24 protein-coding genes are annotated in these 26,993 nt (G+C 42.2%); 13 read left to right on the top strand and 11 right to left on the bottom strand.

Going from position 1 to position 26,993, the window contains the following annotated elements; all coding sequences use genetic code 11:
• Positions 1 to 15: 15 nt before the first annotated feature.
• Complete coding sequence (locus tag HC643_RS32390; protein WP_038079960.1) at positions 16 to 879, bottom strand: oxygenase MpaB family protein; 864 nt, start codon at positions 877 to 879, stop codon at positions 16 to 18.
• 90 nt (positions 880 to 969) lie between these two features.
• On the opposite strand from HC643_RS32390, the gene HC643_RS32385 reads away from it, so the two are divergent.
• Complete coding sequence (locus HC643_RS32385) at positions 970 to 2,379, top strand: amidase (RefSeq protein ID WP_038079958.1); 1,410 nt, start codon at positions 970 to 972, stop codon at positions 2,377 to 2,379.
• A gap of 7 nt (positions 2,380 to 2,386) precedes the next feature.
• A complete protein-coding gene (locus HC643_RS32380) occupies positions 2,387 to 3,082 on the top strand; it encodes a Crp/Fnr family transcriptional regulator (protein ID WP_038079957.1) in 696 nt (231 codons plus the stop codon).
• Positions 3,083 to 3,108: 26 nt separating this feature from the next.
• Here the strand turns inward: HC643_RS32380 and HC643_RS32375 are convergent, their stop codons facing one another.
• The 3 genes from HC643_RS32375 to HC643_RS32365 form a co-directional block, all read right to left on the bottom strand.
• On the bottom strand, positions 3,109 to 3,432 hold the full coding sequence (locus HC643_RS32375; RefSeq protein WP_237265992.1) for a cupin domain-containing protein: 324 nt from the start codon (positions 3,430 to 3,432) through the stop codon (positions 3,109 to 3,111).
• A 211-nt stretch (positions 3,433 to 3,643) separates the two neighbouring features.
• Positions 3,644 to 4,420 carry an SAM-dependent methyltransferase gene (locus HC643_RS32370; RefSeq protein WP_038079953.1) on the bottom strand — a complete coding sequence of 259 codons (777 nt, stop codon included), beginning with the start codon at positions 4,418 to 4,420 and terminating at the stop codon, positions 3,644 to 3,646.
• Positions 4,421 to 4,501: 81 nt separating this feature from the next.
• Entirely contained in the window at positions 4,502 to 4,903 is a 402-nt protein-coding gene (locus HC643_RS32365; protein WP_038079951.1) for a hypothetical protein, read from the bottom strand.
• 649 nt (positions 4,904 to 5,552) lie between these two features.
• Here HC643_RS32365 and HC643_RS32360 point away from each other — a divergent pair.
• Both HC643_RS32360 and HC643_RS32355 read left to right on the top strand, forming a co-directional pair.
• Positions 5,553 to 7,265: a protein kinase domain-containing protein gene (locus tag HC643_RS32360; protein ID WP_038079948.1), complete on the top strand. Its 1,713-nt coding sequence runs from the start codon at positions 5,553 to 5,555 to the stop codon at positions 7,263 to 7,265.
• A 216-nt stretch (positions 7,266 to 7,481) separates the two neighbouring features.
• Positions 7,482 to 7,742 (top strand): Nif11-like leader peptide family natural product precursor, encoded by a 261-nt coding sequence (locus HC643_RS32355; protein ID WP_038079946.1) that lies wholly within the window; start codon positions 7,482 to 7,484, stop codon positions 7,740 to 7,742.
• A gap of 37 nt (positions 7,743 to 7,779) precedes the next feature.
• Here HC643_RS32355 and HC643_RS32350 read toward each other — a convergent pair whose 3' ends face one another.
• Positions 7,780 to 8,355 carry a DUF924 family protein gene (locus tag HC643_RS32350; protein ID WP_038079943.1) on the bottom strand — a complete coding sequence of 192 codons (576 nt, stop codon included), beginning with the start codon at positions 8,353 to 8,355 and terminating at the stop codon, positions 7,780 to 7,782.
• Positions 8,356 to 8,360: 5 nt separating this feature from the next.
• Positions 8,361 to 8,918: an SRPBCC family protein gene (locus HC643_RS32345; protein WP_038079941.1), complete on the bottom strand. Its 558-nt coding sequence runs from the start codon at positions 8,916 to 8,918 to the stop codon at positions 8,361 to 8,363.
• 609 nt (positions 8,919 to 9,527) lie between these two features.
• Here HC643_RS32345 and HC643_RS32340 point away from each other — a divergent pair.
• Positions 9,528 to 9,722 (top strand): hypothetical protein, encoded by a 195-nt coding sequence (locus HC643_RS32340; protein ID WP_038079991.1) that lies wholly within the window; start codon positions 9,528 to 9,530, stop codon positions 9,720 to 9,722.
• A 44-nt stretch (positions 9,723 to 9,766) separates the two neighbouring features.
• Positions 9,767 to 12,349 carry a GAF domain-containing hybrid sensor histidine kinase/response regulator gene (locus HC643_RS32335; RefSeq protein WP_038079939.1) on the top strand — a complete coding sequence of 861 codons (2,583 nt, stop codon included), beginning with the start codon at positions 9,767 to 9,769 and terminating at the stop codon, positions 12,347 to 12,349.
• Between the two features lie 174 nt (positions 12,350 to 12,523).
• Here the strand turns inward: HC643_RS32335 and HC643_RS32330 are convergent, their stop codons facing one another.
• A complete protein-coding gene (locus HC643_RS32330; RefSeq protein ID WP_038079937.1) occupies positions 12,524 to 14,236 on the bottom strand; it encodes an HAD family hydrolase in 1,713 nt (570 codons plus the stop codon).
• A gap of 242 nt (positions 14,237 to 14,478) precedes the next feature.
• Between HC643_RS32330 and HC643_RS32325 the strand changes: the two genes are divergently transcribed.
• The 5 genes from HC643_RS32325 to HC643_RS32305 all read left to right on the top strand — a co-directional run bounded on the left by HC643_RS32325 (position 14,479) and on the right by HC643_RS32305 (position 20,868).
• A complete protein-coding gene (locus tag HC643_RS32325; RefSeq protein ID WP_038079935.1) occupies positions 14,479 to 15,405 on the top strand; it encodes a ribonuclease D in 927 nt (308 codons plus the stop codon).
• Between the two features lie 17 nt (positions 15,406 to 15,422).
• Positions 15,423 to 16,217 (top strand): tetratricopeptide repeat protein, encoded by a 795-nt coding sequence (locus tag HC643_RS32320; protein WP_038079933.1) that lies wholly within the window; start codon positions 15,423 to 15,425, stop codon positions 16,215 to 16,217.
• 835 nt (positions 16,218 to 17,052) lie between these two features.
• The gene (locus tag HC643_RS32315) at positions 17,053 to 18,717 is read left to right on the top strand and encodes an FAD-dependent oxidoreductase (RefSeq protein WP_237265991.1); all 1,665 of its coding nucleotides are present in this window, start codon (positions 17,053 to 17,055) and stop codon (positions 18,715 to 18,717) included.
• A gap of 13 nt (positions 18,718 to 18,730) precedes the next feature.
• Positions 18,731 to 19,072 (top strand): 4Fe-4S binding protein, encoded by a 342-nt coding sequence (locus HC643_RS32310; RefSeq protein ID WP_038079929.1) that lies wholly within the window; start codon positions 18,731 to 18,733, stop codon positions 19,070 to 19,072.
• Positions 19,073 to 19,521: 449 nt separating this feature from the next.
• Positions 19,522 to 20,868 carry an LLM class flavin-dependent oxidoreductase gene (locus HC643_RS32305; protein WP_038079927.1) on the top strand — a complete coding sequence of 449 codons (1,347 nt, stop codon included), beginning with the start codon at positions 19,522 to 19,524 and terminating at the stop codon, positions 20,866 to 20,868.
• Between the two features lie 268 nt (positions 20,869 to 21,136).
• On the opposite strand, the gene HC643_RS32300 is transcribed toward HC643_RS32305, so the two are convergent.
• Entirely contained in the window at positions 21,137 to 21,814 is a 678-nt protein-coding gene (locus tag HC643_RS32300) for a cadmium resistance transporter (RefSeq protein ID WP_038079925.1), read from the bottom strand.
• 879 nt (positions 21,815 to 22,693) lie between these two features.
• A complete protein-coding gene (locus HC643_RS32295) occupies positions 22,694 to 22,873 on the bottom strand; it encodes a hypothetical protein (protein ID WP_137986565.1) in 180 nt (59 codons plus the stop codon).
• 334 nt (positions 22,874 to 23,207) lie between these two features.
• Here HC643_RS32295 and HC643_RS32290 point away from each other — a divergent pair, with 334 nt between their 5' ends.
• Both HC643_RS32290 and HC643_RS32285 read left to right on the top strand, forming a co-directional pair.
• Positions 23,208 to 23,405: an NblA/ycf18 family protein gene (locus HC643_RS32290; RefSeq protein ID WP_038079922.1), complete on the top strand. Its 198-nt coding sequence runs from the start codon at positions 23,208 to 23,210 to the stop codon at positions 23,403 to 23,405.
• Between the two features lie 54 nt (positions 23,406 to 23,459).
• Positions 23,460 to 23,708 carry a hypothetical protein gene (locus HC643_RS32285; RefSeq protein ID WP_038079919.1) on the top strand — a complete coding sequence of 83 codons (249 nt, stop codon included), beginning with the start codon at positions 23,460 to 23,462 and terminating at the stop codon, positions 23,706 to 23,708.
• Positions 23,709 to 23,771: 63 nt separating this feature from the next.
• On the opposite strand, the gene HC643_RS32280 is transcribed toward HC643_RS32285, so the two are convergent.
• Together HC643_RS32280 and HC643_RS32275 are read right to left on the bottom strand one after the other, a co-directional pair.
• Positions 23,772 to 24,815 (bottom strand): S66 peptidase family protein, encoded by a 1,044-nt coding sequence (locus tag HC643_RS32280; protein ID WP_038079917.1) that lies wholly within the window; start codon positions 24,813 to 24,815, stop codon positions 23,772 to 23,774.
• Positions 24,799 to 26,808 (bottom strand): ATP-binding response regulator, encoded by a 2,010-nt coding sequence (locus HC643_RS32275; RefSeq protein ID WP_038079915.1) that lies wholly within the window; start codon positions 26,806 to 26,808, stop codon positions 24,799 to 24,801. Before HC643_RS32275 ends, HC643_RS32280 begins: the two co-directional genes overlap by 17 nt.
• Between the last annotated feature and the right edge of the window lie 185 nt (positions 26,809 to 26,993).

The raw sequence follows: 26,993 nt of genomic DNA, 5'->3' as shown, positions 1-26,993 counted from the left end.
TACCAAACAAAGTTTTTAGTCGTGATTGATAACTTTTTCTTTCGATCCGAGATTTGCGATCGCATAGCCATGAGGATAGGTGCGGGTTGGAGAGTCGATAAAAAACTTTGACTGCTTGAGGGGTGGTAAGAAACGCTGTATTCTACCCCGGATTTGCAGAGTTTTTTCAACACTTTGACGCAGCCATTGGGAGGGATGTTCAAAACCAAAAGCATCTAGCATTGCGTCATCAAGTAAGGCGTATATTGCAGGTTTTAAAAGAGGAGACATCCACTTGGGGTACCAACTCAAAAATAAATCACGAGTTGCTTCACCAACGGAACGATTGGTTTCTGCATAGTGAAAGTGCGTTCGTTCGTACTCAATATTGTATTGTTCCAATTCCTCGTAAGTTGCAGGAATCCCTTCAATGTGCATCCGATTGCCCACTTCCCGCCAGAAATAAAAAGAGGCGAGCCTTTCTTGTTCCGACATCAACCTCCAACCAAAACGGCTATTCCAACGGATAGGTTCAAAAATAAAGGTTGACAGAACATAGAGAAAATCAGCATTTTGAATTTTGAAACGAGAGTGAATGGCATTCATGCGCTGAATTGCCTGACAACCGCGATCGCTGTCATAACCCCATTTACAAAACTCTACAATAATTATTGCTGTATCATCGTAGCGTTTTTGAGGACGTTTGTGAAACTCCCCCGTTTTATCTAATAACTTAGAAATACTCGGAACACAATAAGTTTTCATAAGTGCAACTTCTAGTGCTCTCGTTATGTCCCATGGAAACTCGTAGCCCAACATCAGATGATAAATTTGACAGTGGTCTTGCAGTGGGTTGAGTTGCTGAATCTGCTGTAGGTTGTTGTAACGGTGAAGACGCATGCGAGTATCTCCTGTTCTAGAATGAACTGGTAGTAAAAAAAATGATAGAAAACGCTAGGAATAAATACAACTAAACCCTCAAAAAACACAATGAATCAAGTGGATCTAGCTTTTACTCCAGCCCTAGAACAGGCGCAGTTAGTTCGTCGTCGGGAAGTTTCTCCCCTAGACTTAGTACAAGTCTACCTAGAACGCATTCAACAGTTCAATCCTCAGTTGGGAAGTTATTTTACAGTGTTGGCAGAGCAAGCTATTGCAGATGCTAAAGCTAAAACAGAGATTCTCGCAAGTGCTTCCGAATTGCCACCATTTTTTGGCGTGCCAATTTCTATCAAAGACTTGAACCCCCTTGCAGGTGTCCCTTGTACTTTTGGAAATCCGGCATTATTAAATAATATTCCTAATTATGATGATGGTGTGGTTACGCGCATTAAGCACGCTGGATTTATTATTCTCGGTAAAACAGCAACTTCAGAACTAGGTGCGTGTCCCTATACGGAACCGAGGGGCTTTCCTCCTGCTAGAAATCCCTGGAATTTGGAATACACTCCCGGTGGTTCGAGTGGTGGTGCAGCCGCAGCCGTAGCAGCAGGGTTGTGCGCGATCGCCCAAGGTTCTGATGGTGGCGGTTCGGTGCGGGGACCAGCAGCTTGTTGTGGTTTGGTGGGAATCAAGCCATCACGGGGACGCGTAACTCACGCACCCGTGGGCGATCGCATGAATGGTATTGCAATGAACGGTCCCCTGGGACGTACTGTTGCAGATGCGGCTGCACTTTTAGATGTGATGTCTGGCTATGTCACGGGCGATCCATATTGGCTTCCCAATCCCGAACCATCATTTCTTGCTGCGACTCAAATCAAACCAGGACGGTTGCGGATTGCTTATTCTACAAAAATCCTTCCCATTGGAGAAGCAGATAGCAACTGCAAGCAAGGAGTCTTGCAAACAGTCGAGTTATTAGAACAACTCGGTCATGTTGTGGAAGAAAAATGCCCTGATTTTAGTGGGATCGTAGAACCGTTTAAAATTGTTTGGCAAACTGCACCAGCTTCTTCGGGGCTTCCTTATGAGATTTTACAGCCATTTACCCAATGGTTGTTTGAAAGAAGCGGTTCTGCTGGGGAATACTTGAAAGCAGTTTCTCAAATGCAAGTTGTATCCCGACAAATTGTGGCATTTTTTGATACGGTGGATGTACTGGTATTGCCAGTTTACCTCCATTCTCCCATTCGTGTTGGAGAATGGGCAGACTTAAGCCCAGAAGAGACATTCCAAAAAATTATTGACTGGGTTGCACCCTGTCCGCCCGCTAATGCGACAGGACAACCTGCGATCGCACTTCCTGTGGGTTTTGACAGCAATGGTTTACCTATAGGCGTGCAATTGATAGGACGCCCCGCAGCAGAAGCTACCTTAATTAGCCTAGCAGCACAACTGGAAGTTGCAAAGCCATGGATTCAGCACCGTCCATCGTTAACGGTGACTGGTAACCAGTAATCCAATTATGCAGGCAAGTGTAGAACAGCTTTCAAAAGTTAGCGTACTAGCCGATTTGGAAACAGCAGATAAATTGAATTTGCAACCTCACACTCAAGTACATTCCTACCGGAATGGTGAAATTATCCTGCATGAAGGAGATCGTTTACCAGCAAAGTTATACGCTGTGGTGGGTGGTTCAATTCAAATAACTAAAACAGCATCAACAGGGAAAGAAACAATTCTTCGCACTCTTTCTACTGGGGATATTTTTGCGGCTCCTGCTTTACTTGGAGATGGTGTTGCACCTGCGACTGTGACGGCGCAGAGTGATTGCGAGATTTTGACGGTAGCAAGAGATGCTTTACTGAAAGCTATTCAGCAAAATCCTGATATTGCTCTGCGTATGCTCGTGGTTTTTAACTCTCGCATTCAGCAACTACATGAAACAGTTCATGGGTTAGTCTCTGAAAGAGCTATTGTCCGTCTTGCAAGATTAATTCAATATTTTGCGACTCATGATGGTACGGAGCCAACCGAACAAGGAGTAGCGTTGAAAATTCAATTGCCTTACTATCGCATGGCTCGAAGTATTGGCATCACTTATGAAGAATGTGTCCGTTTGATCAAAAGTGTGAACTCAGTTATTGATTACAGTCGCGGAGGCAAAATAACGATTCTGGATACGAAGAAATTAGACGCGATCGCTAATGGAGAGCAGTAACTTTTCAGGTATCTCCCAATCCTTTTTTAATCTCTGTTACAAAGAGTTAGTAAAAATGCTAAATTATCCGTGGCTTTCAATGCATGGGGAGCATTTGCAGGCATAAAGACAAAAACACCAGGTTCTAGTGCGATCTCTTCTCCTGATAAAGTCAGGAAACCCTTTCCTTGGATAACGTTTATTGTGGCATTGCGGGTAGAGGTATGCTCGGAAATTTCCGTGTCAGCTGCTAAACAAAAGAGCGTGTATTGACAAGTTTTATCTTTGATTAACACTTTGCTCAGAACTCCGTCACAGGGGTATTCAATTTCTGAATACAATTGGATGTTGGATTTGGTAGTATTCATCATAGGAATTTTAGATTTTGGATGCGTGGAGTTTATATTGTGGATTGCAAAGCTTTGTATTTGATATCAAATCCGGTAGGATATGAATGATTAAAAAACCGCAGAGACGCAGAGAGCGCAGAGAGAGAGAGGAAAGAGAAATAATTCCGATATAAACGGATTTGATATGAACTGTTTTCAACAAAATACTCTTGCTTTCTCTCCTCTTTTGAGATTATTGGGCGATCGCGCAAATGATAATATAGCCTAGTTCGTTGTTGTATTTATGGAAAATCCGGCGCATTTCCCAAACTCGTTGGCGAATAGGCTTATGGGTAAAAATGTTCCATAAAATCCGAATAGTACTTAATACACCTTCATCTTGAAACATCTGCCCTAAATTTAATAAGGACATTTTTCCAATTTTTTGCTGCTGCAGTTGCAATCCTGCAGAGGCAAACACAGCGTTCCAGTTAGCTTGTGAAAGTGGCTTGGAATTATATCTTAACACTCTTGCCAGATCGGTATGAATTTCTTCTTCTTTGCCATTGGCTAGTAATTCATGGCTGAGAAATAGACCTTTAGTTTTAAGTTTGTTGTGTATTTGAGATAAAATTTTAGCTTTGCCAGGGGGCGATTGCATGGTCAAAATCGCTTCTGCTAAAACGTAATCGAACTTACCCGGTATTTTATTTAATTGAAAAATATCACCCTCAATAATTTCGATTTGGTTTTCTAAGCCTGCGTTACGGATATTAGCACGAGCACGAAGAGCACTTTCAGGATTTTTTTCTACACCAACAACTTTCACGTTATAACGTTTTGCCAGTTCTATGGCGCTGTAGCCAAAACTAGAGGCTAATTCTAAAACCGTCTCTCCGGGCTGAAAATTAGCCCATTGGAGTAATTGCTCTGTTGCTAATCGTCCACCCGGACGTAAATATTTTTTACCTGCAGCAGCTAGCACTTGGTGTCCGGCTGCTGTTTGGAAATTGAGGGTAGCATTGCTCATGTCTTTAACTCCCGATTGAATGCTATCCCTACTTTGTCAAAAATTTCTTCCTCTGTCTTTGAGGTAGCTCAAGGTTAGTTGTTAGTTGTTGGTGGTTACTGTTATGGTGGATATTTTGTTTTTCTCAACGCGAACTTTTTCTGCAATACTATCCGATTGACGGCATTCTTGCGCTACTGACGATAAATTCGTAAAAGCCCCGGAACTGTTTCCATCTCCCATATCAGATAACGCCCGCCCGACACCTTGCAAACAAGTGTTCATTATTACAATATCAGAATTTTTTTGTTTGAGTTGCTGTTGCAGGATTTGAATTTGTTGTTCGCTATCCTTGAGCTGTCTCTGCGCCTCTTGAAGTTGTTGTTGCGTATCTTGCAATTCAAATTTGACATTATCTAAATCCTTTGGAGACACACATCCACATAATGTCAAGAGTACAGTGATACAAATCGTACCAAATTCTAACCGAAAAGAGTTCTTCATAATAGGGATGCCCTCACTCAGACATAAATTATCTTTTACCGTAGAATTATCTGTATAAAAAGCTTTTTTTCAAAATTTTTATAAACGTAACTTTTTTAATATACTGTACTTAGTTCATAGAGCAACATATTTGTACGTCTGTATAGGCTCTAACTTTTTAGAGTATTTTTCCAATAAACTATTAATGTTTATTGTAAACTTTTAGTTTCGTCTTTTTATGTTAATCTGGCTCACCGTAGTTAATTCTCCTAATTTAAATCGATATGAATTTGACTAAAAGATTAAATAAAAATATCGAAAAAGATTGAATTAGGTTTTGAGTAAATCTGCCAAAATGGCAACAATGGTTTATTAGATTTGATATTCATTTATGTACTGGGGTCGTTTTATTGATATCTACCAAATAAGCGACACTAGAGCACTTCAAGTAAAGTGCAACAAACCATACAAAACTCTTCTCTATTTAGACTTCCCTATTTATTAGAAAAATATGTTAGATAAAGTGTGAAGTCTCAAGTGTAAAGTATGAAAAGTCGTTATTTATGACCCTTGATTCTTCATTGTTCTTTTCATCCTTCATCCTTTATCCTTTATCCTTTCTTTACGTGGGGAATCATTGCGGAAATCTTTTTACAATCACCGTTACAACATGATTGGGCAGTTACTAGCAGGACATTACAAAGTCCTTGAAGTATTGGGTGAAGGAGGTTTTGGGCAAACTTACGTTGCTGAGGACAGCCACCTCCCAGGAAACCCTAAATGCGTCCTCAAACATCTTAAATCTTCTAGTACAGACCCTGAAATTTTAGAAACTGCTAGAAGGTTATTTCAAAAAGAAGCTGAAACGTTGCAAAAGTTGGGTAGCCACGACCAAATTCCCCGACTGTTTGCATATTTTGAAGAGAACCAAGAATTTTATTTGGTACAAGAATTTATTGATGGATACTCTCTCAACAAAGAAATAACTTTGGGGTTGAGATGGACAGAAAGCCAAGTTATCCAATTGCTCATTGAGGTACTGAGCATTTTAGAGTTTGTCCACAGCCAAGGAGTCATTCATCGTGATATTAAACCCAGCAATCTTATCAGACGCGCTTCAGATAACAAATTAGTTCTGATTGACTTTGGCGCAATTAAACAATTGCGAAGTCAAACAGCAACTCGCACGGGGCATAATAATCTGACTCTGATCGTCGGAACTCGCGGATATATGCCTTCCGAACAAATTAGACGCTTACCGCGCCCTAGCAGCGATATCTACGCCTTGGGGATGATGGGTATTCAAGCACTCACGGGGATGTATCCGCACAAACTCCAAGACGATCCGAACACAGGAGAAATTTTGTGGCAACATCTAGCTTGTGTGAGTCCGGGATTATCTGCTGTCTTAACTCAAATGACACGCTATCACTTCAAGGATCGTTATCAGACAGCAACAGAGGCTTTGTGTGCGCTTCGAGAATTAGCGGCTTACCCCAACCAACTTTCAGGTGTTGAGGCGACTGTCACAACTACGACTTTACACGAACTGACTTTGGAATGGGAAGAAGGAGAATTAGCTAAGAATCGCAAAATTACTGAGAAGCAACATAGCAAGAAGCCCGGTAGAGTTCGTGTTGGTCGCAATCCCGAAGAGTGCGATATTGTTTTGAACGATCCAACCGTGTCAGGGCTGCATATTGAAATCTTTTTTCATCAAGCTAAGGAAAGATTTTATTTGCGGAATTTACGCCAAAGGAACCCTCCTATTGTTGATGGTCAATTACTTTTAGCTGGTGAAATACCTCTTTTTATTGGTAGCAGTATACGTTTGGGACAAGTCAATGTTAGGGTGAGTGCGATCGCAAGCAAGGATTATCCTGTAGGGTATGTTCCAATTGAATTCGCACTTGTACCGATCGCCCCGCAACAACCCGTCGTGAAAACGATACGCATGCCCAAAGTGAACAGCTTTAAAGAACACTCAAAGCTGATTGTGCGGTCGGGTCGATCTACAATTGCTTCAATACCCAGCAAAGTGCCACGCCTCTTGGGAGTCAGTTTTGCCGTCTGTGCGAGTGCGATCGGTGGATTGGTCTTTTTTAACGCTGACAACACAAGCGGAAGTAACGCACAACAGAGTTGGCTATCTGAAAAACCCCAGCTTTGTCGTATTATTTCCCCTCCTGGTGGTAGGTTTACGGCTAAATTACGACCCGAACCGGGAACAGAAGTTGGTGCAATCAAACAACTCAAGCTAGGCGAAAGGGTTTTGTTTTTGCGATCGCGCGGTGATTTTACAGAAGTTCAACTACCTGATGGTAGCCAAGGCTGGCTTTTTAATGATGAGATCCGACGTTGTATTGCATCGAAGAAAGGATAAAGAAGGGATCGGGGACAAGGTAGAGGGGGTAGACAAGGTAGAATTCTTCCTTGTCTCCCTTGTCTCCCTTATCCCCCTTGTCCCCGATCGCTTTTTCTAAATTTATCCTTGGCAGAACACAAATCTTTTGAATAATGTATGTAACCGGAATTAACTGGTGGATCTATGTAGCTTTGTCTAAATGCTACAAATCATACTAAAGGGAGATAAAATGCTATGGCACTAGAGCAAGTGAATGCTTTTTATGACACGTTGATGTCGGATCGAGCAATTTACGAGCAATACTACCGTCAGTGCTGCGTTCGCGGATTATTTGGTATTTGGGATTGGGATAAAACAAAAATTGTTAATTTTGCTACTACTTTAGGCTATTCTTTTACGGAAAGCGAATTAGACGCTGTCTTGTTTGGCAGTGAACCAATTGTTCTTCAAGATTCAATAAATTTATCAGAATATAAACAGTACGTATTTCAGTGACCGACGCTGGTTGGTGCTCATCGGTCACCGATTATTCTTAAAAAGAAGACCCTGTCTGTTTTAAAAACTCTTTTTCTTCTGGTGTTGAAGTTCTTCCCAAAATCGCATTGCGATGGGGAAAGCGACCAAAACGCTCTATGACTTTCATATGGCGAATAGCATAATCAATACAACTGGCACTGTCAGGATCGTTGGTGAGTTGCTCAAACAACTGAACCGACTTACGCTGATGTTCCAAGTTTTCGCTGTGTTCAAATGGGAGATAAATAAACCAGCGTTGGACAGGTAGAAGTGCTTTGTCATAGCCATGGGCAATGGCATGATGCGCTGCGGAGAGTGCTTCCCAGTCTGTTAAAAAGGCTTCGGGAGTATCTCGGAAAACGTTTCGGGGAAATTGATCGAGCAGCAAAATGAGAGCCAAACAGCTCTCAGGGGCATCAAGCCATTCGTCGAGATTTCCTGCTGCTGCTTTTTGATAAGCTGTTAAAAACCGGACGCGAAGTTCTTCGTCAAATTCCGGTTTTTTACTAAACCATGAAGATTTTGGTTTTCCATAACCCGGTTCATCTGGTTTGCCAAACCAAAAGTCTAAAATTTCAGTTGCCTGTGACATCGCTTTTACTGACCCTTACAAAGCACTTGTCGCATTTTACGCATATTTGTTGGCAATTCAAAGTTCATTGCTTGTTGTATAAAAATAGATGGTACGGGTATGGTCGGAGTTGCTGCCACTCCATAAGTCAGTAAAGTGCCATTACCACAATCTTTTAGCTCTAAGTTAGCCGTAAAATCGTGAAATGTGCCTTTTTCCAGTCGAAATTGTATCCGCTGTCCAATTTCTTCTACAACGTTAAGGTAAATTTCGACTTGAGCTGTAAAAAATAAGAAAGCTTTTTGTGCTGCTTGATACAGACGCTTGGCTTCTCCTCGTTGCAACACTTCACTTTTGGTCACATCCGGAAAATATTGCACCCAACGGGGATAATCTGTAATTTGCTGCCACACTTGCGATCGCATCAATGGTACGTACATTGTGGCTGTCACAGCACCGCCCCAGGCTGTATGCGAGCTTGTCTGTACTAATATTTCGCCTTGCATCAACAATCTTTGTTGATCTTGATTCCAAACCATATTTGAACCAGTAATAACTGTATCTGATGTTGACGATGCCCTCATATTACTTTCAATCACTCCTCAAAACACCTACAACTTAAAGGTCTATAACTGGATATAGGTCTCAATCGAGCCAAATATGCCAATTTTAGTTCCAATCCGATCTACAAGTTTTCCGGAAATTACCACGTGTTTGCAATTATTACCAAAACTTCATAAAAACTAGCCTCTTCTTATCGCTAAAATTAAAATTTCTAGAATTCTTATTTCATATAATGTGTTCTCCCCTCAGCATCAGAGAGCCCAGAAGCTACTAAAACGGTTTAAAATTCACTAGTTTACCTAGATGGCGGGTCTAGGGAAAGCCAGCAGATTTCCCAACTGAAAAGAGCGAGCCTATAGCTCTATGTCCTTGGGATATACAGAGATACCCAAAGGGTGAATTACCTTCGCCCAAAACTTTTTAAAGATATTCTTAAATTGTTCACGAGTATTCACTGATTGCATTCAGTAGAAATACTGAAAATTCCTTTTAAATCTTCAATAGCAGAAAATAATGCGTCTATAGCCGACCCCATACAATTTATGAGTCTTTCAGGATTTGTAAAATCTTGTCAAGATAAAATAAAAAAAGCTAACTTACAACAAACTTTTGATGTTGGAGCACTAGAAATGAATTCTTCTAAGTTAAATCGCAGGTTAAACCAATCTCTAGGTATTTTTCTTGGTGTTGCGATCGCTGTCTGGGTTTTGAGAGGTTTTGGTGCGATCACTTTTCTTCCTGGAGGGGTTATTTGGCTGTTGCTTCTAGCAGCAGTAGCTATGGGTGTCCTAAGTTACGTGCAGAAGACTTGGTGGCGATTCTAATTTGATTGTTTTAATCACCTCAGGAAAAGGAAAAACTTAATTTTATGGAAAAGGATGTCCGGGAAACAAAAATCTTATTTTTTGACGATCGACCAGAACAGCTACAGGAGCTATTTAACATCCTTATCCATAAAGGTTACAGTGTTCAAAGAAGTAATTTTCAACCAGAAGAGATACTCCCTCGCGTTCTTCTGGAAGTACCCGATATAATTGTGTTAAATGTTACACTTCGAGAAACAGAAACATATACAATTTGCCACCATTTAAAATCAAATGAGAGAACTGAAAATATACCAATAATTTTTATTAACTTTATAAATAATATTCATGAAAAATTAAAATATTTGAGATTGGGTATTTTTGATTATATTACGCAACCGACTACTGAAGAAGAGATTTTATTGCGTATAGAAAATCAACTCAAGACTCAAAAATGGCAAAAACAACTAAAAGAGCAAAATCTCCAACTACAAAATGAAATTAAATCTCGCGAGTTTGCAGAAATTGAATTAAGGGAAAGTGCAGAAAGGGAACGAGCCATATCCCACGTGATTCAAAGTATGCGGCAATCGTTAGATTTAAAAACAATTTTTGCTGCCACAACACAAGAATTGCGACAAGTCCTTAATTGCGATCGCGTTGTTGTGTACCGTTTTAATCCAGATTGGAGTGGAGAGTTCATCGCGGAGTCTGTAGGCAAAAGCTGGGCGTCTATCATTGAAGCAAATCAAAGTAACCCCGATCTGACTAAAAATGCTTTAGAAAACGAACGTTGCATCATTCAACTATTTAACAGTCAAGATAATCAAGTTTTAGATACTTATATGCAAGAAACTCAAGGCGGCGTATACAACCAGGGTACGAGTTTCTTGTGTGTTCCCGATATTTACAAAGCCGATTTTGACTCTTGTTATATTAATCTTTTGGAACGCTTTCAAGCCAAAGCTTATATTACCGTTCCCATATTTTGCGGTCAGCAACTTTGGGGACTGCTTGCAAGTTATCAAAATTCCAATACTCGAAACTGGAAAACAGGAGAAATTAATATTGTTGTGCAAATAGGCAATCAGTTGGGAGTTGCACTACAGCAAGTAGAACTCCTGGCAAAAACTCAAGAACAGTCAACAGCATTGCAACAGGCTGTTATTGCTGCTGATGCTGCCAATCATGCCAAAAGTGAATTTCTAGCAAACATGAGTCACGAGCTGCGGACGCCACTCAATGCTATTCTTGGCTTTACCCAATTGATGAGTCGCGATCGCAAATTATCCCGAGAAACTCAGCAGAATCTAGAAATCATTAATCGTGCGGGAGAACACCTACTTAGCTTAATCAATGACATTTTGGAAATGTCTAAAATTGAAGCAGGTAGGACAACCCTCAACATCAACTCTTTCGATCTATATCACCTCTTGAATAACTTGCAACAAATGCTGCATTTACGTGCAGTTTCAAAAGGTTTAGAACTGGTGTTTGAGTTAGATGCAAACCTTCCCCAAAACGTAAAAACCGATGCCAGTAAGCTGCGTCAAGTTTTGCTCAACCTCTTAGGTAATGCCATCAAGTTTACTAACAGTGGGCGCGTGACATTGCGTGCAAGATTGGAGGCTGGGATCTGGGGCTTGGGATCTGGGAAAGAAACCTCCCAATCCCTCATCTTTGAGGTTCAAGACACTGGGCTTGGAATTGCACCTCATGAAATGGATTTGCTGTTTGAACCATTTGGGCAAACAGAAACCGGTAGAGAATCACAACAAGGAACGGGGCTGGGATTAGCTATTTGCCGTAAATACCTGCATCTTATGGGTGGTGAGATTGGCGTTCGCAGTACTTTAGGCGAGGGTAGTACCTTTGCTTTTCACATCCCTATTGAATTAACTTGTCAAAGCGAAAATATCATTAGCCCAGTACCGAAGCGAGTCATCGGTTTGGCACCCAATCAACCGGAGTACCGTATCTTAGTGGTAGATGATGCAAGCGACAGTCGTTTATTGTTAGTGAAATTACTGTCAGCGATCGGATTTAAAGTCCGCGAAGCAAACAATGGAACACAAGCTATTTTGGAGTGGGAATCTTGGCACCCACAGATCATTTTTATGGATATGCGAATGCCAGTCATGGATGGTTATGAAGCAACAAGACAGATTAAGGCAAGGGAAAAGACACTTGGAATGAGTCACTCTCAAACCCCGAACCGCAATCGTCAATTCCCAACTATTATCATCGCCCTCACGGCTAGTGCCTTTGAAGAACAAAGTACGTTTATGATTCAAGCAGGCTGTAATGATTTTATTAAAAAGCCGTTTCGAGAAGAATTTTTACTAGAAAAATTAAAGCAATATTTGGGTCTGCAATACCTTTATGAAGAAGAAAATAGCTCTGTAGAGGATGTAAATAATTATGTATCTGAGGATTTTTTTCTGGAATTATGTCAGATGTCCCCTGAATGGTTAAGAGAATTAAACCATGCAGCAGCACAATGTAGTGATGAGTTAATTCTTAAATTTATAGAGCAGATTCCTGCTGAATATGCTCTCTTAGCATCTGCTTTAACTGATTTAGCTCACAATTTCTACTTTGAAAAAATCATGCAATTAACTGACTTGGCATTATCCGGAAATTTATAATTATTTCAGTCTTTGTGCATAACTCTTATGCCAGATGTTTTCTGTTGCCATCTTAGTTAAGTTTTGGATCTGGCAGACATATCAAAGCTAATTAGGAGGGGATTGTGAAAAGTTATGATACTGGCGAAGTCCGTAAGGATGATACGGACGATCGCGGCAGTGGTAGGTGGTTTTTTAAGCTGGTAGAGTATAACGCTGTTCAATAGCAGCTTTAATAGCCGCACGGCTTTCTCTGGCTGAACCGTTAGCAGTTTTCTCTATCTTCTCAGCTTCCTCCGCTAAAGAATCATCCTTAATAGCTTCTTGGAACCAACGGGAATAGTCTCCCTGCTTGAGATGGTACAACCAGGTTTCGTCATCAACGCCTTCAGCAATTTGGGTAAACAAAATTAAGTTTTGAGCGCGGAGATTGAGTTTGCCCAATGGTCCTACAAAGTAAAAGCTTTTATCTTCTCCCAATTGTCCTTGAGCATACTTGCGTACATGACGGCGGCGTTCTGTATTTCCGGGAGTGATGCGGAAGCGGAATGGTTCGGTCTCAGATTCGCGGAACCATACCATCGCCTCTCCTGGTTCGAGTTTTTGAGGAGCCAGTTGTGGGGGACAATGACCCACAACAGAACAGAATTGCTCAATATTTTTCTCTGGTGACAAACCTACAGTAATGATAGCATCTACCAAAGATAGTGCTGCGGGGGCAACTTGGTCGGGATGGACGGTAATAAACATCATGCAATCAAGCTTTTGGGGTAGTGTTAGGGAAGCAGGATTCCAAGAAGCAGGCATGAGGTGATGGGCTTCATCTACCACTATCCAATGAGGACGACCGGTACGCGCTCTTAATTCCTGCAATTGGGGTAAAAATTCGGCAAAAAAGGCGGGACGATCTGCTAAAGCAACGCCCAGTAAGTTAACAATCACATTTTGGTGCGGTTGCTCTAGTAAATCTAAAATTTCTTGTATCCTTGGCGCTCTGTTAGTATCACCTAAAATAACTGCATCTTCAAAGTTTTCGTAATCGCCTTCAGGATCGATGATACAGAATTGATAATTTTGCTCTGCAATGCGCTCCAGTACAGCCGTTGCCAAAGTCGATTTACCACCACCAGAAGTACCAGTTAGTAAAAGATTTGAGCCGTAAGCCTGGATATTTACGAGAGAATCATCTTCTCTCGTACCCAATAAAATATTGTGTTGTTCCCTTTGGATGTTTATCTCAGTCAAATCTGAAGCCAGCAATCGATCGATCAGTTCGACAACACCAGCACCGCGACTGTTTTCAGTGACAAAATCTACTCGTTCTTTTACCACCGGTAAAGCGTTTGCAACAGCGACAGAACACTGACACAATTCTAAGAAAGCATGGTCATTTTCAGCATCACCTACAGCTACAACATTATGCGGTGATAACTTCATTTCATCTAAAGCAGCAGTCAATCCTACTGCTTTGTTGATACCGGAAGGCAGTATCATAACTGCACCTTTATTAAAAATGACTTGCAATTCCAAACCCAACTCCCGAATTGTTTGCAGTACTGTTGTTTCGTTGGGATGCCAAGTGGCAACAATGACTCGACCAACTGACAAAGGATCTACTTTGCGATCGCGTAATGCTTTGATAAACTCTTCGGGCGGTTTTGAGCCTAATGGTTTCTCCTGACGGGAAGCAGGAGAGTACAACAAAGCGCCATTTTCTACCACCACCCAATCAAATAAATCCAATTCTGGAAATGCACGCTGCAAATCTTCTAGTTCGCGACCTGTCACTAATATCAATTTTCTACCAGAAAGGCGCAGGCGTTTTAAAGCTGCTATAGTTTCATCGCTTACGCGACCGTCAGTTGCTAGCGTACCATCATAGTCAGTGGCTAAGACAAAGTAGCGCATAGTTAATTATTAGAAGTAGATTTAAAACATATGTGTACACAAATAAAATGACTTGAGTCTGAGACTGAAGAAATCCAGCCTGGGAAATAAATACTCTATCAATCAAGGGTGAGATTTAGAAAGTCAGTATCTGCAATATACCTCATAGCTCAAGTTTTGTATTTTCTTACACGGGGCTGAAAATGGTACCTTGGAAAGTTATAACAGAATTTACTGTTGGCCATCACAAGGAAAAATCACAAATGCCATACCTGACTTCAGAAAGTACGATTCGTTCTCTGATTGCTGAATATACAAAAGCCAGTACTTTATGGATTGATACCGAAGTTGCTGAGTACAACACTCGCAATCCGAGATTATCGCTGATTCAAGTCTTGGATGAGCCAGCAGATTTGAGCGGGGAACGCACTTTTATTTTGGATGTTCTCAACCAGCCCCACACTGTCGCTGAGTTTATTGACAAAATTATGGTTAATTCCAAAATTGAAAAAGTTTTTCATAATGCCAGCTACGATTTAAAATTTTTAGGTGGAAAGAAAGCAAAAAATATTACTTGTACTTTAGAATTGGCAAAAAAAATTCCTTATTATGCTTTACCAGTTCCTAACTATCAATTGAAAACGTTAGCTGAAGAACTTTGTGATTTCCAGAATATAGAAAAGCAAGAACAGAAAAGTGATTGGGGACGGCGACCCTTAACTGAAGACCAAATAGAGTATGCTTACTTAGACTGTATTTATCTTGCTCAAGTCCATTTAAATTTGATAGAATTAAATAAAGAAATTAATCCAGAACCTGCTGCGGAAGACATAACAGCCCTAAATGCAAGATACGCGCAGATTGAGGAACAGTGGAAGGTGCTCAATTCAGAGTACGAGCATTTGCGGGAGCGCATCAAAAAAGCCATGCAATTGCAAAATGTATCTGAGACACCATATTTAAAACTGTCTTCTTACGAACGCACATCTGTAAAAGTTGCGTTTATGGAACTGGTACAGTTGGTACAAAATCAATCTCTTGATTTTGATTTTCCGATTGCATTGACTCAAAAATTACAAAAAGATTTAGGAGAAAATTTAGAACAACTGTCAGTAGACGTTGAGAAAAAAACTTACTGGCAACTAACATCGAAAAATCAAGAAAGTGATGCAGGACAGGATGAAGAATAAAGTATAAAGGATGAAGAATGAAAAATCTGTTGCTGGCTGTATTTGTGTTTTTGGCAATCGTGGGTTGTAACAATACTAAAGAAGTATTTGTAACAGATATTCAATCTCGTCCTGTCTTGCGTTCGGTAGCTAGACCATCTAGTGCTAGAGACTTTTATATTCAGGGTCAGTACAGGCAAACAAAAGGAGACTCTCAAGGCGCGATCGCTGCATACAATAAAGCGCTCGGTCTTAATCCCGATTATGGAGAAGCTTACAATAAGCGAGGGTTAGCCTACTTTAAGTTAGGAAACAGACAGCAAGCGATCGCAGACTACAATCAAGCCCTGCAAATAAATTCTAATGATACTCAAGCTTATAATAATAGGGGGAATGTTTATATAGCAGAGGGAGCAACACGAGATGCGATCGCAGATTACAATCAAGCGATTCGCATTAATCCTAATTATGCTGAAGCATACAATAATCGAGGAAATGCTAGAGCAGCGACTGGAGATAGAAATGCAGCCGTAGACGATTACAGTGAAGCGATTCGCCTCAATCCCAAATACGCCGTCGCATATAATAATAGAGGGAACGCCCGCACCATTTTAGGAGATAGAGAGGGAGCAATTGCAGATTACGACGAAGCCATTCGTCTATCCCCCAACTTTGCTGCAGCATACAATAATCGGGGTAATGCTCGGGCTGCATTAGGAGACAAAGAGGGTGCTATGGCTGATTTGCAACGAGCAGCCAAAATTTTTGAAAAACAAGACAATCAGCAATTGTATCAAGAAGTGATGAATAATATGAAAGAGCTTGGACAATAGTTACGCTTGATATCATTCTTACCAAATAATTGCCTTATTAAAAGGGGTTGGGGGGATCGTATTTGTCTCAAAGATGCGCGGGAATTGGTATGAGAACAAAGAGAGCACATTGAAACCGTTATGACTGATTCTACAAACCAGCGCCGCGATCGCAGGAGCATCCCAATTTGGAAAAAACATGACCGCGATTGAAATCGCCGCTACACAAACAAAGTCTATTTAAAGTGGACTTTAATATGAAGTCCGCATCGTCGGACTTGGTTGGTATAGCTTCAGAATAGAATTCTGAAGGCAATTGGCACTCTTTGGGATGCTTTTGCGATCGCTTCTGTATTATTCTCTCTAACGCGGAGTCACCGCTTGCAATGTTGCATACTATTGCCCGTTCTCAAGGCTTGCATGAATATGGAGTCTGGCTAAAAGATTAATTTGTTATCTTTAGTGTTTGAAACACTAACAATTAGAGTATCATATTAACTATTATTTGCCGTATACGCCCTTTATACACATTATGCAAACTCTATCTACTGCATGAGCAGTCAAATAAAGCAGCAGTCATGAGTCCCAAACAAATCAGCAAGCGCAATTTTACAGATAAAAAAGCAGATGAGTAAAACATGATATGTAGTAGCTCATCAGTTTTCCACTGTTTCCCACCTAATTTAGTGTTCGATCGAGGTCGCATTGTCGAAGATAGCACCAATTAATGAATGACTGGCAAAACTTGGTGCTGACTAATAGGTTATGGAAAATGCAGGCAGGTGGATTTTTGCCTGTAGAAGCCGCTTACAGTGGCAAAGTATGAAGCTGACTGCCCAAAAAGGAGGACAAGGAATTGCTAAGCGAAAATGAACTACAATTAGCCGCTGATGTACTGGTAATTGGTGGCGGTCCAGCCGCCGCATGGGCAGCATGGGCAGCCGCATCTCAGGGTGTCAAAGTCATTATTGTTGATAAAGGGTTTTTAGGTACGAGCGGTGCTGCTGCTGCTAGTGGCAATGGTATTATGGCTCCTTGTCCCGAGAATTGGGACAAAGTTTTGTCGGAGCGCTATTGTTTAGGAAACAACCTAGCTAGCTTGCGTTGGATCGAGCGGGTGATTGAAAAAACTTGGCTCAGTTTGCCACTCGTGGAAGATTGGGGCTATCGTTTCCCTAAAGAAAATGGGGAATCCGTGCGCCAAAGTTATTACGGTCCTGAATATATGCGGGTACTTCGCAAAACCCTGTTGCGTGTGGGCGTTCAGATTCTCGACCAAAGTCCTGCTCTCGAGCTTTTATTAGCTGAGGACGGCTCAGTGGCTGGAGCAATAGGAGTGCAACGGCAGCATCATCGTACTTATACCGTTCGTGCTGGTGCAGTAGTCCTAGCAAATGGCGGTTGTGCATTCTTGAGCAAAGCATTGGGCTGCAATACCAATACAGGTGATGGATTGCTGATGGCAGTGGAAGCAGGTGCTGAACTTTCCAGTATGGAAGCTTCCAATCACTATGCCATCTCGACCGCTTTCAATGCCACAGTAACAAGGGGTGTTCCTTTTGGCTGGGCTAGCTACACTAATGAAGCGGGTATCGATCTGGGTGGCTATATCAATGGTCGTCGCGATCCATCCTTCCTCCCCAATGCTCTCCTAAAAGGCTCCGTTTATGCCCGTTTAGATCGAGCCACACCTGAAGTCAAGGCAGTGATTGAAAGGTCTCATTTCATTGCTTTTCTACCTTATAAAAAAGCTGGCATCGATCCCTATACAGAACGAGTGCCCGTAACACTAGTTTTAGAAGGTACAGTGCGTGGTACAGGTGGAATTCGGATTGTGAATGATAGTTGCGGTACAAAGGTTCCCGGACTTTACGCCGCTGGTGATGCTGCATCACGGGAGTTTTTATCTGGTTTGGCTTCTGGCGGTGGTGGTCCCAATGCCGCTTGGGCGATCTCTACAGGACAATGGGCAGGAGTTGGAGCAGCTGCTTTTGCGAAGAGTCTGGGCGCTCATGCTTGCGAACGGGTTGTGCGTCCTGTAGGTCAAGCCGGATTGCGCTCGCACTCAAGCACTTTTGAAACATTTGATAGCGAGGCAATTGTGCGGGGGGTACAAGCCCAGATGTTCCCATTAGAGAAAAATTACTGGCGTAGCGAGCAAGGGCTTTTGGATTCACTCGCCAAATTAGAAACGCTATGGCAGCAAGTACAAGCAAACCCAAAACAAAATACCGTGCGCGATGTGGAATTTTCTCGTCGGGCGGCTGCTCTCACGGCTGTAGCGCGATGGGCGTATTTTAGCGCTTTACATCGCACGGAAACACGCAGCGAACATATTCGCGTGGACTATCCCCAAACCGATCCAAATCAGCGTTATTATCAAGCCACTGGTGGTTTAGAAAAGCTTTGGGTGAGGCGTGATTGGATAACGGATGCGATGTCTGACGACAAGCCGCAAAGCATTTGCGCCACGCCTCCAACACTCACCAATCAAACTACAACCTCTACATCAAAGTCATAGCAGGAGCCTTATAATGATCGAGCTTGTCAGCCATAAACTTTGTATCAACTGCAATGTTTGCGTCCAAGTTTGTCCTACCAATGTCTTTGACTCCGTACCCAACCAACCACCCGCGATCGCCAGAAAAGAAGACTGCCAAACGTGTTTCATGTGTGAGGCATATTGTCCTGCTGATGCACTCTATGTTGCGCCTGAATCTCATACTAATGTTGCAGTCAATGAGGATGAATTAATTGAAAGTGGCATCATGGGTGAATATCGTCGCATCTTGGGTTGGGGGTATGGCAGAAAAAACAATAGTGACTTGGATACTGCTCATAAACTGCGCCAACTACCGCGCCCCTATCAAAGTTAATTATGTGTGTAATCGAGAGTGCAACTGCACTCAGTCATTGACAGGCTGAAGTAGCAAGCCCCAACCTCGGCCAAGCAGGTTGAGGTACTTCACACTTCTAGTCTTTTACTGGATTAACTCATCATACAATTGCTATGATGAGTTAATACTACTGTTTATTTATCCATTTATCGTAATATACTTTTAGCAACAGGGTTGGCGAGAAGCTGAGTACAGCTTGCGCCAAGGGCGATGCTGCAAAGCAGCCGCTTCGCGAGAAGCTGGGTACAGCTTGCGCTAAGAGCGATGCTGCAAAGCAGCCGCTTCGCGAGAAGCTGGGTACAGCTTGCGCTAAGAGCGATGCTGCAAAGCAGCCGCTTCGCGAGAAGCTGGGTACAGCTTGCGCTAAGAGCGATGCTGCAAAGCAGCCGCTTCGCGATCGCATATAAGACCACGCCTACGGAGGGCTAATGAGCGGTAAAAAACAATTGAAACTGGGTGCGTTCATGCGTCCTGTCAGCATACATACAGGTGCTTGGCGCTATCCTGGGGCTTTACCTGATGCCAATTTTAACTTCCCAGCACTGAAACGATTTATCCAGAAACTAGAGCAGGGCAAGTTCGATGCATTCTTCATGGCCGATCACTTAGCGGTACTCAATATGCCGCTCAATGCTTTAAAGCGCAGTCACACCGTAACCTCGTTCGAGCCTTTCACTCTGCTTTCTGCCCTCGCAAGCGTCACCGAACATATCGGGTTGATAGCCACCGCTTCCACAACTTACGACCAGCCTTACCACATTGCTCGCCGCTTCGCGTCCCTAGATCATATCAGCGGCGGTCGCGCTGGTTGGAACATCGTTACCACAGCCAATCCAGACGCAGCACTTAACTTCGGTTTAAAAGAGGAAGTGGAGCATGACGAACGCTACGCACGAGCTAGAGAATTCTATGATGTCGTAACGGGACTTTGGGATTCCTTTGCTGACGATGCATTCATCCGAGACGTGGGATCGGGAATTTATTTCGATCCCTCAAAAATTCACGTTCTGGGTCATCAGGGAAAATATCTCTCGGTACGGGGACCATTAAACATCGCCAGACCCGTTCAGGGTTGGCCAGTCATAGTTCAGGCAGGTGCGTCTGAAGCGGGGCGTCAGCTGGCTGCCGAAACCGCTGAAATCGTGTTTGCATCCGCCAGCAGTTTGGAAGCAGGCAAAGTCTTCTTTGCTGACATTAAGAGTCGTGCGCGGGCGATCGGACGCGATCCAGAAACCATCAAAATTCTTCCGGGTGCCTTAGTTATCGTAGGTGAAACCGTAGAAGCAGCACGCGCCAAGCGTACCCATTTGGATAGCCTCGTGCATTATGACAGCGGGATCGCTAGCCTGAATAGCGCACTTGGTTATGACGTTTCGGGCTTCGATCCCGATGGTCCTTTGCCGATAATTCCACAGACTAACGCTGGTAAGAGCGCACGAGAACGAGTAATAGCGCTTTCCCAACGCGAGAATTTGACCATTCGACAGCTAGCTCAACGCATTGGCAGTTACGGCGGATTGGCGTTTGTCGGTACACCCCAAACCATTGCCGATGAAATGGAGCAATGGCTGACTGAGGAAGGATCTGACGGATTCAACATCATGTTCCCTTTTGTTCCAGAAGGGCTAAATGATTTTGTAGACAGGGTTGTGCCAGAACTCCAACGGCGTGGGATCTTTCGCCAGGACTACGAGGGCAAGACGCTGCGCGAAAATCTGGGACTGGCTCGCCCTGCTAATCGCTTCTTTGAGACTGCAACTGCATCTGTAACTTAATATGTAAGTAGTTTACACACACTAGAGAGAAAAATAATGAAACCTCGCCTATCAATTGATAGTGCGAGGAGTCATAAAACTGCGAATGAGTTTTTCTATTGACTTGTGTATCCCTGCTTGTTTACGCATAGTGCATTCGGCATTTGGGATGGACATGAGTGAGGCTGAAGTGCGAGAGCAATGATGCCTCAGTCAAGTATTAGAAAGGATCGCCTGGAGTGCGATAAACACTCTTTCAGCTTGCGCTAAGAGCAAGCGCACGCATAACTTAATGATGGAACATTGCCAGACTGGGTAAAAGTTGATATGTTTCGCTCTTAATTAGGATAGAGAGTCCCAACCAAATTAAAACAAAGGGAAAGACTTTGCGACCATAGCGAGTGAGAAGCGGTGCCATGAGGGGATTGCGAGTCAGGAAGTATGAGAGACAGCACCATACCCCAACAGTAAGGTAGCAAACACATAAAATGACTCCTAAACTTGGGAGATTGCTACTCGCAAACAAAGGTACGTAAATTCCAATGTTATTACCTCCATTTGCAATAGTCACTGCGGACACTCTATAGGTTTGAGGATCGCGGAGAGTTGCCAAGAGTGATTTTTTGTGGCGCTTTGAGCGAGTGGGAGAAGATGACAAGTTAACCGCGATAGATTCTACTGCCTCATCCCCGTCGTCTCGACTCAAGAGATGACTGATACCAATAGCGATAGGAAGGAAACCCAATAAACCAATCCAGCTTGCAGGAAGAACTAAACCGCCAAAGAAACCGGGTAGACTAGCTAAAACTAACGCAGTGAATCCAACAAACTCACCAAGAATAATGTGCTTCGGGCGAAAAGCGTGATTGACTTTTCCAAAGAAAGCTGTCAAATATAGATTGTCATCAAAGGTAGTTGCAAAGGCAGCAGAGATGCCAACAATGAGTGTAGTAATTAGCCAATTCACAGTTATTACTCGCTATTCTTAAAATCAAGACAGTGTTTGTTTCCGCCAGGTACCTTAGCAGCGCATGGTTTTCATATTATGCCTTTCCTAAAATCACAGCAAATATTCTTTTTTTTTAAATTGATAAAAAAAAGTGATTGAAAAACTACTCTAAGTAATACCTATTTTGCCGTAAATAGACAGCCATAAAAGCTTTGAATGAATAGTGTAAGTCATTAATGACAAGAATAATGTTGTTTTAAAAATATTTTTGGTTGGGTCTACTAGACCAAGACGCGGCTTTATTACTGTACATTCGCTCATTAATTACCTATTGCATATACTTGCGTTTTCATCACTAATGAAAAATTAATATTGTTATCTATGTCCACGTAGGTGGACTTGGTTTGTATATAGCAATCCTAAATCATTTGTAAAATTCCTCTTTTCTCTTTTCTTCTCCTGACGGAGACGCTACGCGATGCTGTAAGCTATGCCCGCTAGGGCTATACTTGCTCTTTGCGACGCCTGGTGCTTTTATAGGGGGAACCCCCCTCCCTTGTTCACCAGTCCCGGTGGTCGCGGGAAACACCTCCCTTGTTCGTCAGTTACCAGGGCGTGGGAAACCCGCCTACAGCAATGGTCTCACCGCCTACTTTCTCTGGATTCACCGCAACGCACTGGCTCGTCTTTGTGGTTCATAATTTTATAAATCAAATAGGACTGCTATAGCTGCGATTACGAACATCGCAGGCGTGTTTTTTCCAAATTAAGATACTCCCGTTTCGATCCCCCCTAACCCCCCTTAAAAAAGGGGGAACTTAATTCCAATTCTCCCTTTTCACAATGTTTCATCTCTTTTCTAGAGATCTGTATACCACCGTAGCCAATACTTCTCGGTTAAGCCGTTTTTTCCTCCCCTGTACAAAGGTGCTTGTCTTTCGCGACAATTTTCGAGAGCCCTTGCAGTATTGCCACCGTAGCTCCTTGCAGGAGAGAGGCTTCAAAAGCGCGATAAGCACTCTTTCGGCTTGCGCCAAGGGCGATCGCACGCGTTGGTGTGCTTCGATCTCCTAACACGCTATTGTACACAAGTCTCAAGTAGCACATAAATTGATGTTTTAGCGTTGCTTTTACCTCACTCTAACCCTCCCCTTGCACTCATGGATGGAAATATAAATTTGATTTCTTCCTAATCCATCAGAGAGATTTGAGGGGAGTAGTAGGACAGAATATGCAAGATGCTTGTTATTAATTGATATATTCCCACAGATAAATTTTGTACATTCATAATAGTCCTTAAGATTGCCTCTAATTTAAACCTCCAGACAGGTCATTATCGAGTGAAGGAAGACTATTATGAACATATAAATAATTGAATTTGTAAAAACGAATTAGACAAGGTAGGTTAAAGATGAATAAGTCTATGGAATTATCTCTAGAGCAACAATTTAATCTAAGAATCTTTGAAGATTATGTAAGGCAGATGTCTCGCGAACAGGCACAAGATTTTCTCATTGAGATGCAAGAGCACATGATGCTCAAGGAAAATATGTACAAAACTTTGCTAAAGCAAGACTGGGGAATTAGCGCAGACCAAATCTTTATGTAAAGCAACTGCACTCTGTGTTCGATAAGTAATTATTCATAAATAACGCAAAAACCTATGAAAACCCAACAGAAACTTGACGAAATAACACTATACCTGACACAAACTTTGAGTGAATATGAAGTAATTCCCGCAAATTGGGGATGGCATATTCACAAGAAAGATATGTATTGTGGACTACTAGAATATCAAGATAAAAAAGGTTGGCGGGGGAGCGCTTTTAATTCCTTGCCAGCAAGAGTTAAAGAGAAACTTAAACAATTTGCACTTTCAAATTTTGCTCTCACTTATCAAGTGATGGTTTAGAACTCATGTTAGGGTGGGCAATGCTCATCGGAATAGAATGGCTGCCATTGCCCGCATAACTGTTTACCGAACAGCAGGTTCTAACATCCGAATTGTCCCAGCATCAGCATCTATTTCCACATCCAGACCAAGAGGCAATGTCAGCACATTTTCAAGATGTCCGATCGCAGCACCAGACCATGCAGGAATGCCCAAGGGTTTGATATGATCCCATAAAACCTCTTCAAAGGTCAAAGAGCCATAGTCTGCATCAGGCAAACAATCAGAGCATTGCCCAAAAATAAAACCAGCTAGTTTATCAAATAAACCCGCTATTTTTAACTGAGTCATCATCCGATCTATACGATATACATTCTCGTTCAAATCCTCCAAAAATAAAATAGCACCATTAAAATTGGGTAAATAAGGAGAGCCAACAATTGCTGATAAAACGGAAAGGTTCCCTCCAATCAGCTTACCTTTGGCTTTACCAGAAGAAATAGTTTGAACTCGGTATTTAACTTGCATCAAGCGGTCAGAATCACCGCTATCTTTCTCATTTTTAAAGGTGACAGTTTCAGCATTAAACAAAACGCGCCGAAAAGATTCTGTTTGAGTTGTTCTCCAAGAACTGAGTCCGTTGGGACCGTGAAATGTCACAAGATTAGTTTTCGCATTCAAGCCGAGGATTAATGACGTGATATCGCTGAAACCAACTACAATTTTGGGATTTTTGCGAATGCGATCGTAATCTAGATAAGGCAACATTCGGCTGCATCCCCATCCACCGCGAATTGGTAAAATCGCTGCTACGGAAGGATCGGCAAAAAATTGATTGATGTCAGAGGCGCGATCTTTGTCTTTACCTGCTAAATAACCATACCGTTCTAGAACATGAGGTGCGAGTTTGGGAACTAATCCTAAGGCTTTGACTGCATCTACAACTATATTAAGTTGTTCGCGAACAAATGTAGCACCAGCGGGGCTAACTATTCCCACACCAGATCCGGCTTGCAAGCGTTTGGGTTTTAACAGTGGTTGACTAGCTGCTATCCCCAACTTCAATGGAGACGCGAATACGGAAGAACTAGCGGCTAGTCCAATCAGAAAGTCACGGCGATTTATCATAAGAGTTTTGGTATGAAATCGAGTTGCTCGATTTATGGCGCAGAACATTGTGTAGTGTTTGCAATAAATCTTCAGCCATGTAAGGTTTGGATATAAATGCTTTCACTCCAGTAGTCCCTGCTAATTTATCGCCTGATAAACCACTTACCGCAACAATCAAAGCATTTGGATTTAGTTTTTGTATTGTGCGAATGGTGACTGCACCATCCATCATTGGCATCATCATGTCCACTAATACCAAGTTAATTTCGTGTTTTTGTTGGGCATAAAGTGCGATCGCATCAATCCCATTGCTAGCTGTTAACACTTTGTAATTATAAGCTTCTAATGAAATTTTGGTCGTCTCGAGAATATTGACTTCGTCATCTATGACGAGAATCAATTCTCCATTGCCCTTTGGTAGTTCGAGATCTTCCACATATGGGGTCGCTGTGACTGCCACTGCAGGCAAAAATATCTTAAACTCAGTTCCTACTCCAACCTTGCTATCGACGGTGACAAAACCGCCATGACTTTTAATGATACCCCTGACTGTTGAAAGACCCAGCCCCGTTCCTTTGCCAAACTCTTTTGTAGTAAAGAAAGGCTCGAATATTCTGTCGGCAATTTCGGACGACATCCCAATTCCTGAATCAGTCACTGCGATCGCAACGTAAGGACCAACACTCGCATCCAAATTAATACGAGCGTAACGATCGTCAATAAATTGGTTTTCGGCTTGTAGGTTCAGAACACCGCCGTTCGCCATAGCATCACGAGCATTCACAATTAAGTTCATCAGAACTTGATGCAGGTGTGTAGCATCCCCAAAAACAGCCCAGAGGTCTGGTTTTACACTCGTAAAAAATTCAATAGATTTGGGAAATGTTTCTCGAACGATCTGCTCAATTTCCAAAAACAAAGAGCTAATTTGCACAATTGTACGCTTGCCTTCGACTCCCCGTGCAAATTGCAACACTTGTTTGACCAATGCAGCACCTCGTTTGGTGTTATTTTCGATAATTTTTAAGACTTGCGAGTTTCGCTCATCAATATCAGGGAGTTTAATCTGTAGCAGTTGTGCTGAAGCCAAGATAGGAGTAAATATATTATTCAAATCGTGGGCAATACCACCGGCGAGTGTTCCAATACTTTCCAGTCTTTGAGCGCGTAACAATTGGCTTTCTAGCTGTTTTTTCTCTGTAATGTCGGTGTTAACTACAAGAATTGACTTGGGTTGTCCGTTTTTATGGCGTATCAGCGTCCAACGACTCGCAACAATAATGCGTTGACCTTCCTTATGAACCTGATTCAACTCACCTTGCCAGGTGCCACTTTCAGCTAGCTTTTTTTGAATTTCTTGAAGTTGAGATACTGTTTCTGGCTGATACAAAAGCTCGTTAGCATTTTTACTTATTGCTTCTGTTGCTGTCCAGCCATACAAGTGTTCGGCACCTTTATTCCAATAATGAATTTCATTATTTAAATCTCGAACAAGAATTGCGTCTGTGGTGATATCCAATAAAGCAGCTTGTTCGTGAATTTTGTGTTCTGCTTGTTTGCGCTCGGAAATTTCCTCTTCCAAACGCAAATTTTGCTGCAAGAGCGTCTTCGTTAGATTCCGAAGTCTTAAATGGAGTTCGATCCGGGCTAAAACCTCTTCATGCATGAGAGGTTTAGTGACGTAGTCCACCGCACCGAGGCTTAAACCTTTGACCTTGTCTATTGCTTCAGACAGTGCGGTCATAAAAATGACAGGAATATCTTTTGTTGATTCATTGGCTTTTAAACGACGGCAAGTTTCAAAGCCATCCATTCCTGGCATCAGAACATCTAAGAGAATGAGATCGGGTGGAGAATATACCGCTCTTTCGATCGCGCTCTCCCCATCTTCAGCAATCAAAACCGTAAATCCAGAGTTGGATAGTAAATCAAACAGTATTTCTAAATTAGTGGGTGTGTCATCGACAATTAAGATCGCACCCTTATCAGTAGAATCTTTGTCCTTTAGCATTTTTCATTTATTATTTCTTAACAGTCTTTTTATCCCCAATGCCTGATGCGATTATTTTCTACGACCTCCACTTTAAAAGTTATACTTTCCATCCTAGATTGTTCTTCTGGAATTTTTGGTGTACGATCAATTTTTTACATTTGCCTTCAATACATAATAAATGGTGTAACTAAAAGTAAAGTTAC

Source organism: Tolypothrix bouteillei VB521301, assembly GCF_000760695.4.
Lineage (GTDB): Bacteria > Cyanobacteriota > Cyanobacteriia > Cyanobacteriales > Nostocaceae > Scytonema > Scytonema bouteillei_A.
The sequence above is the reverse complement of the archived record's forward strand: the minus strand, read 5'-3'. Positions and strand labels throughout refer to the sequence as shown.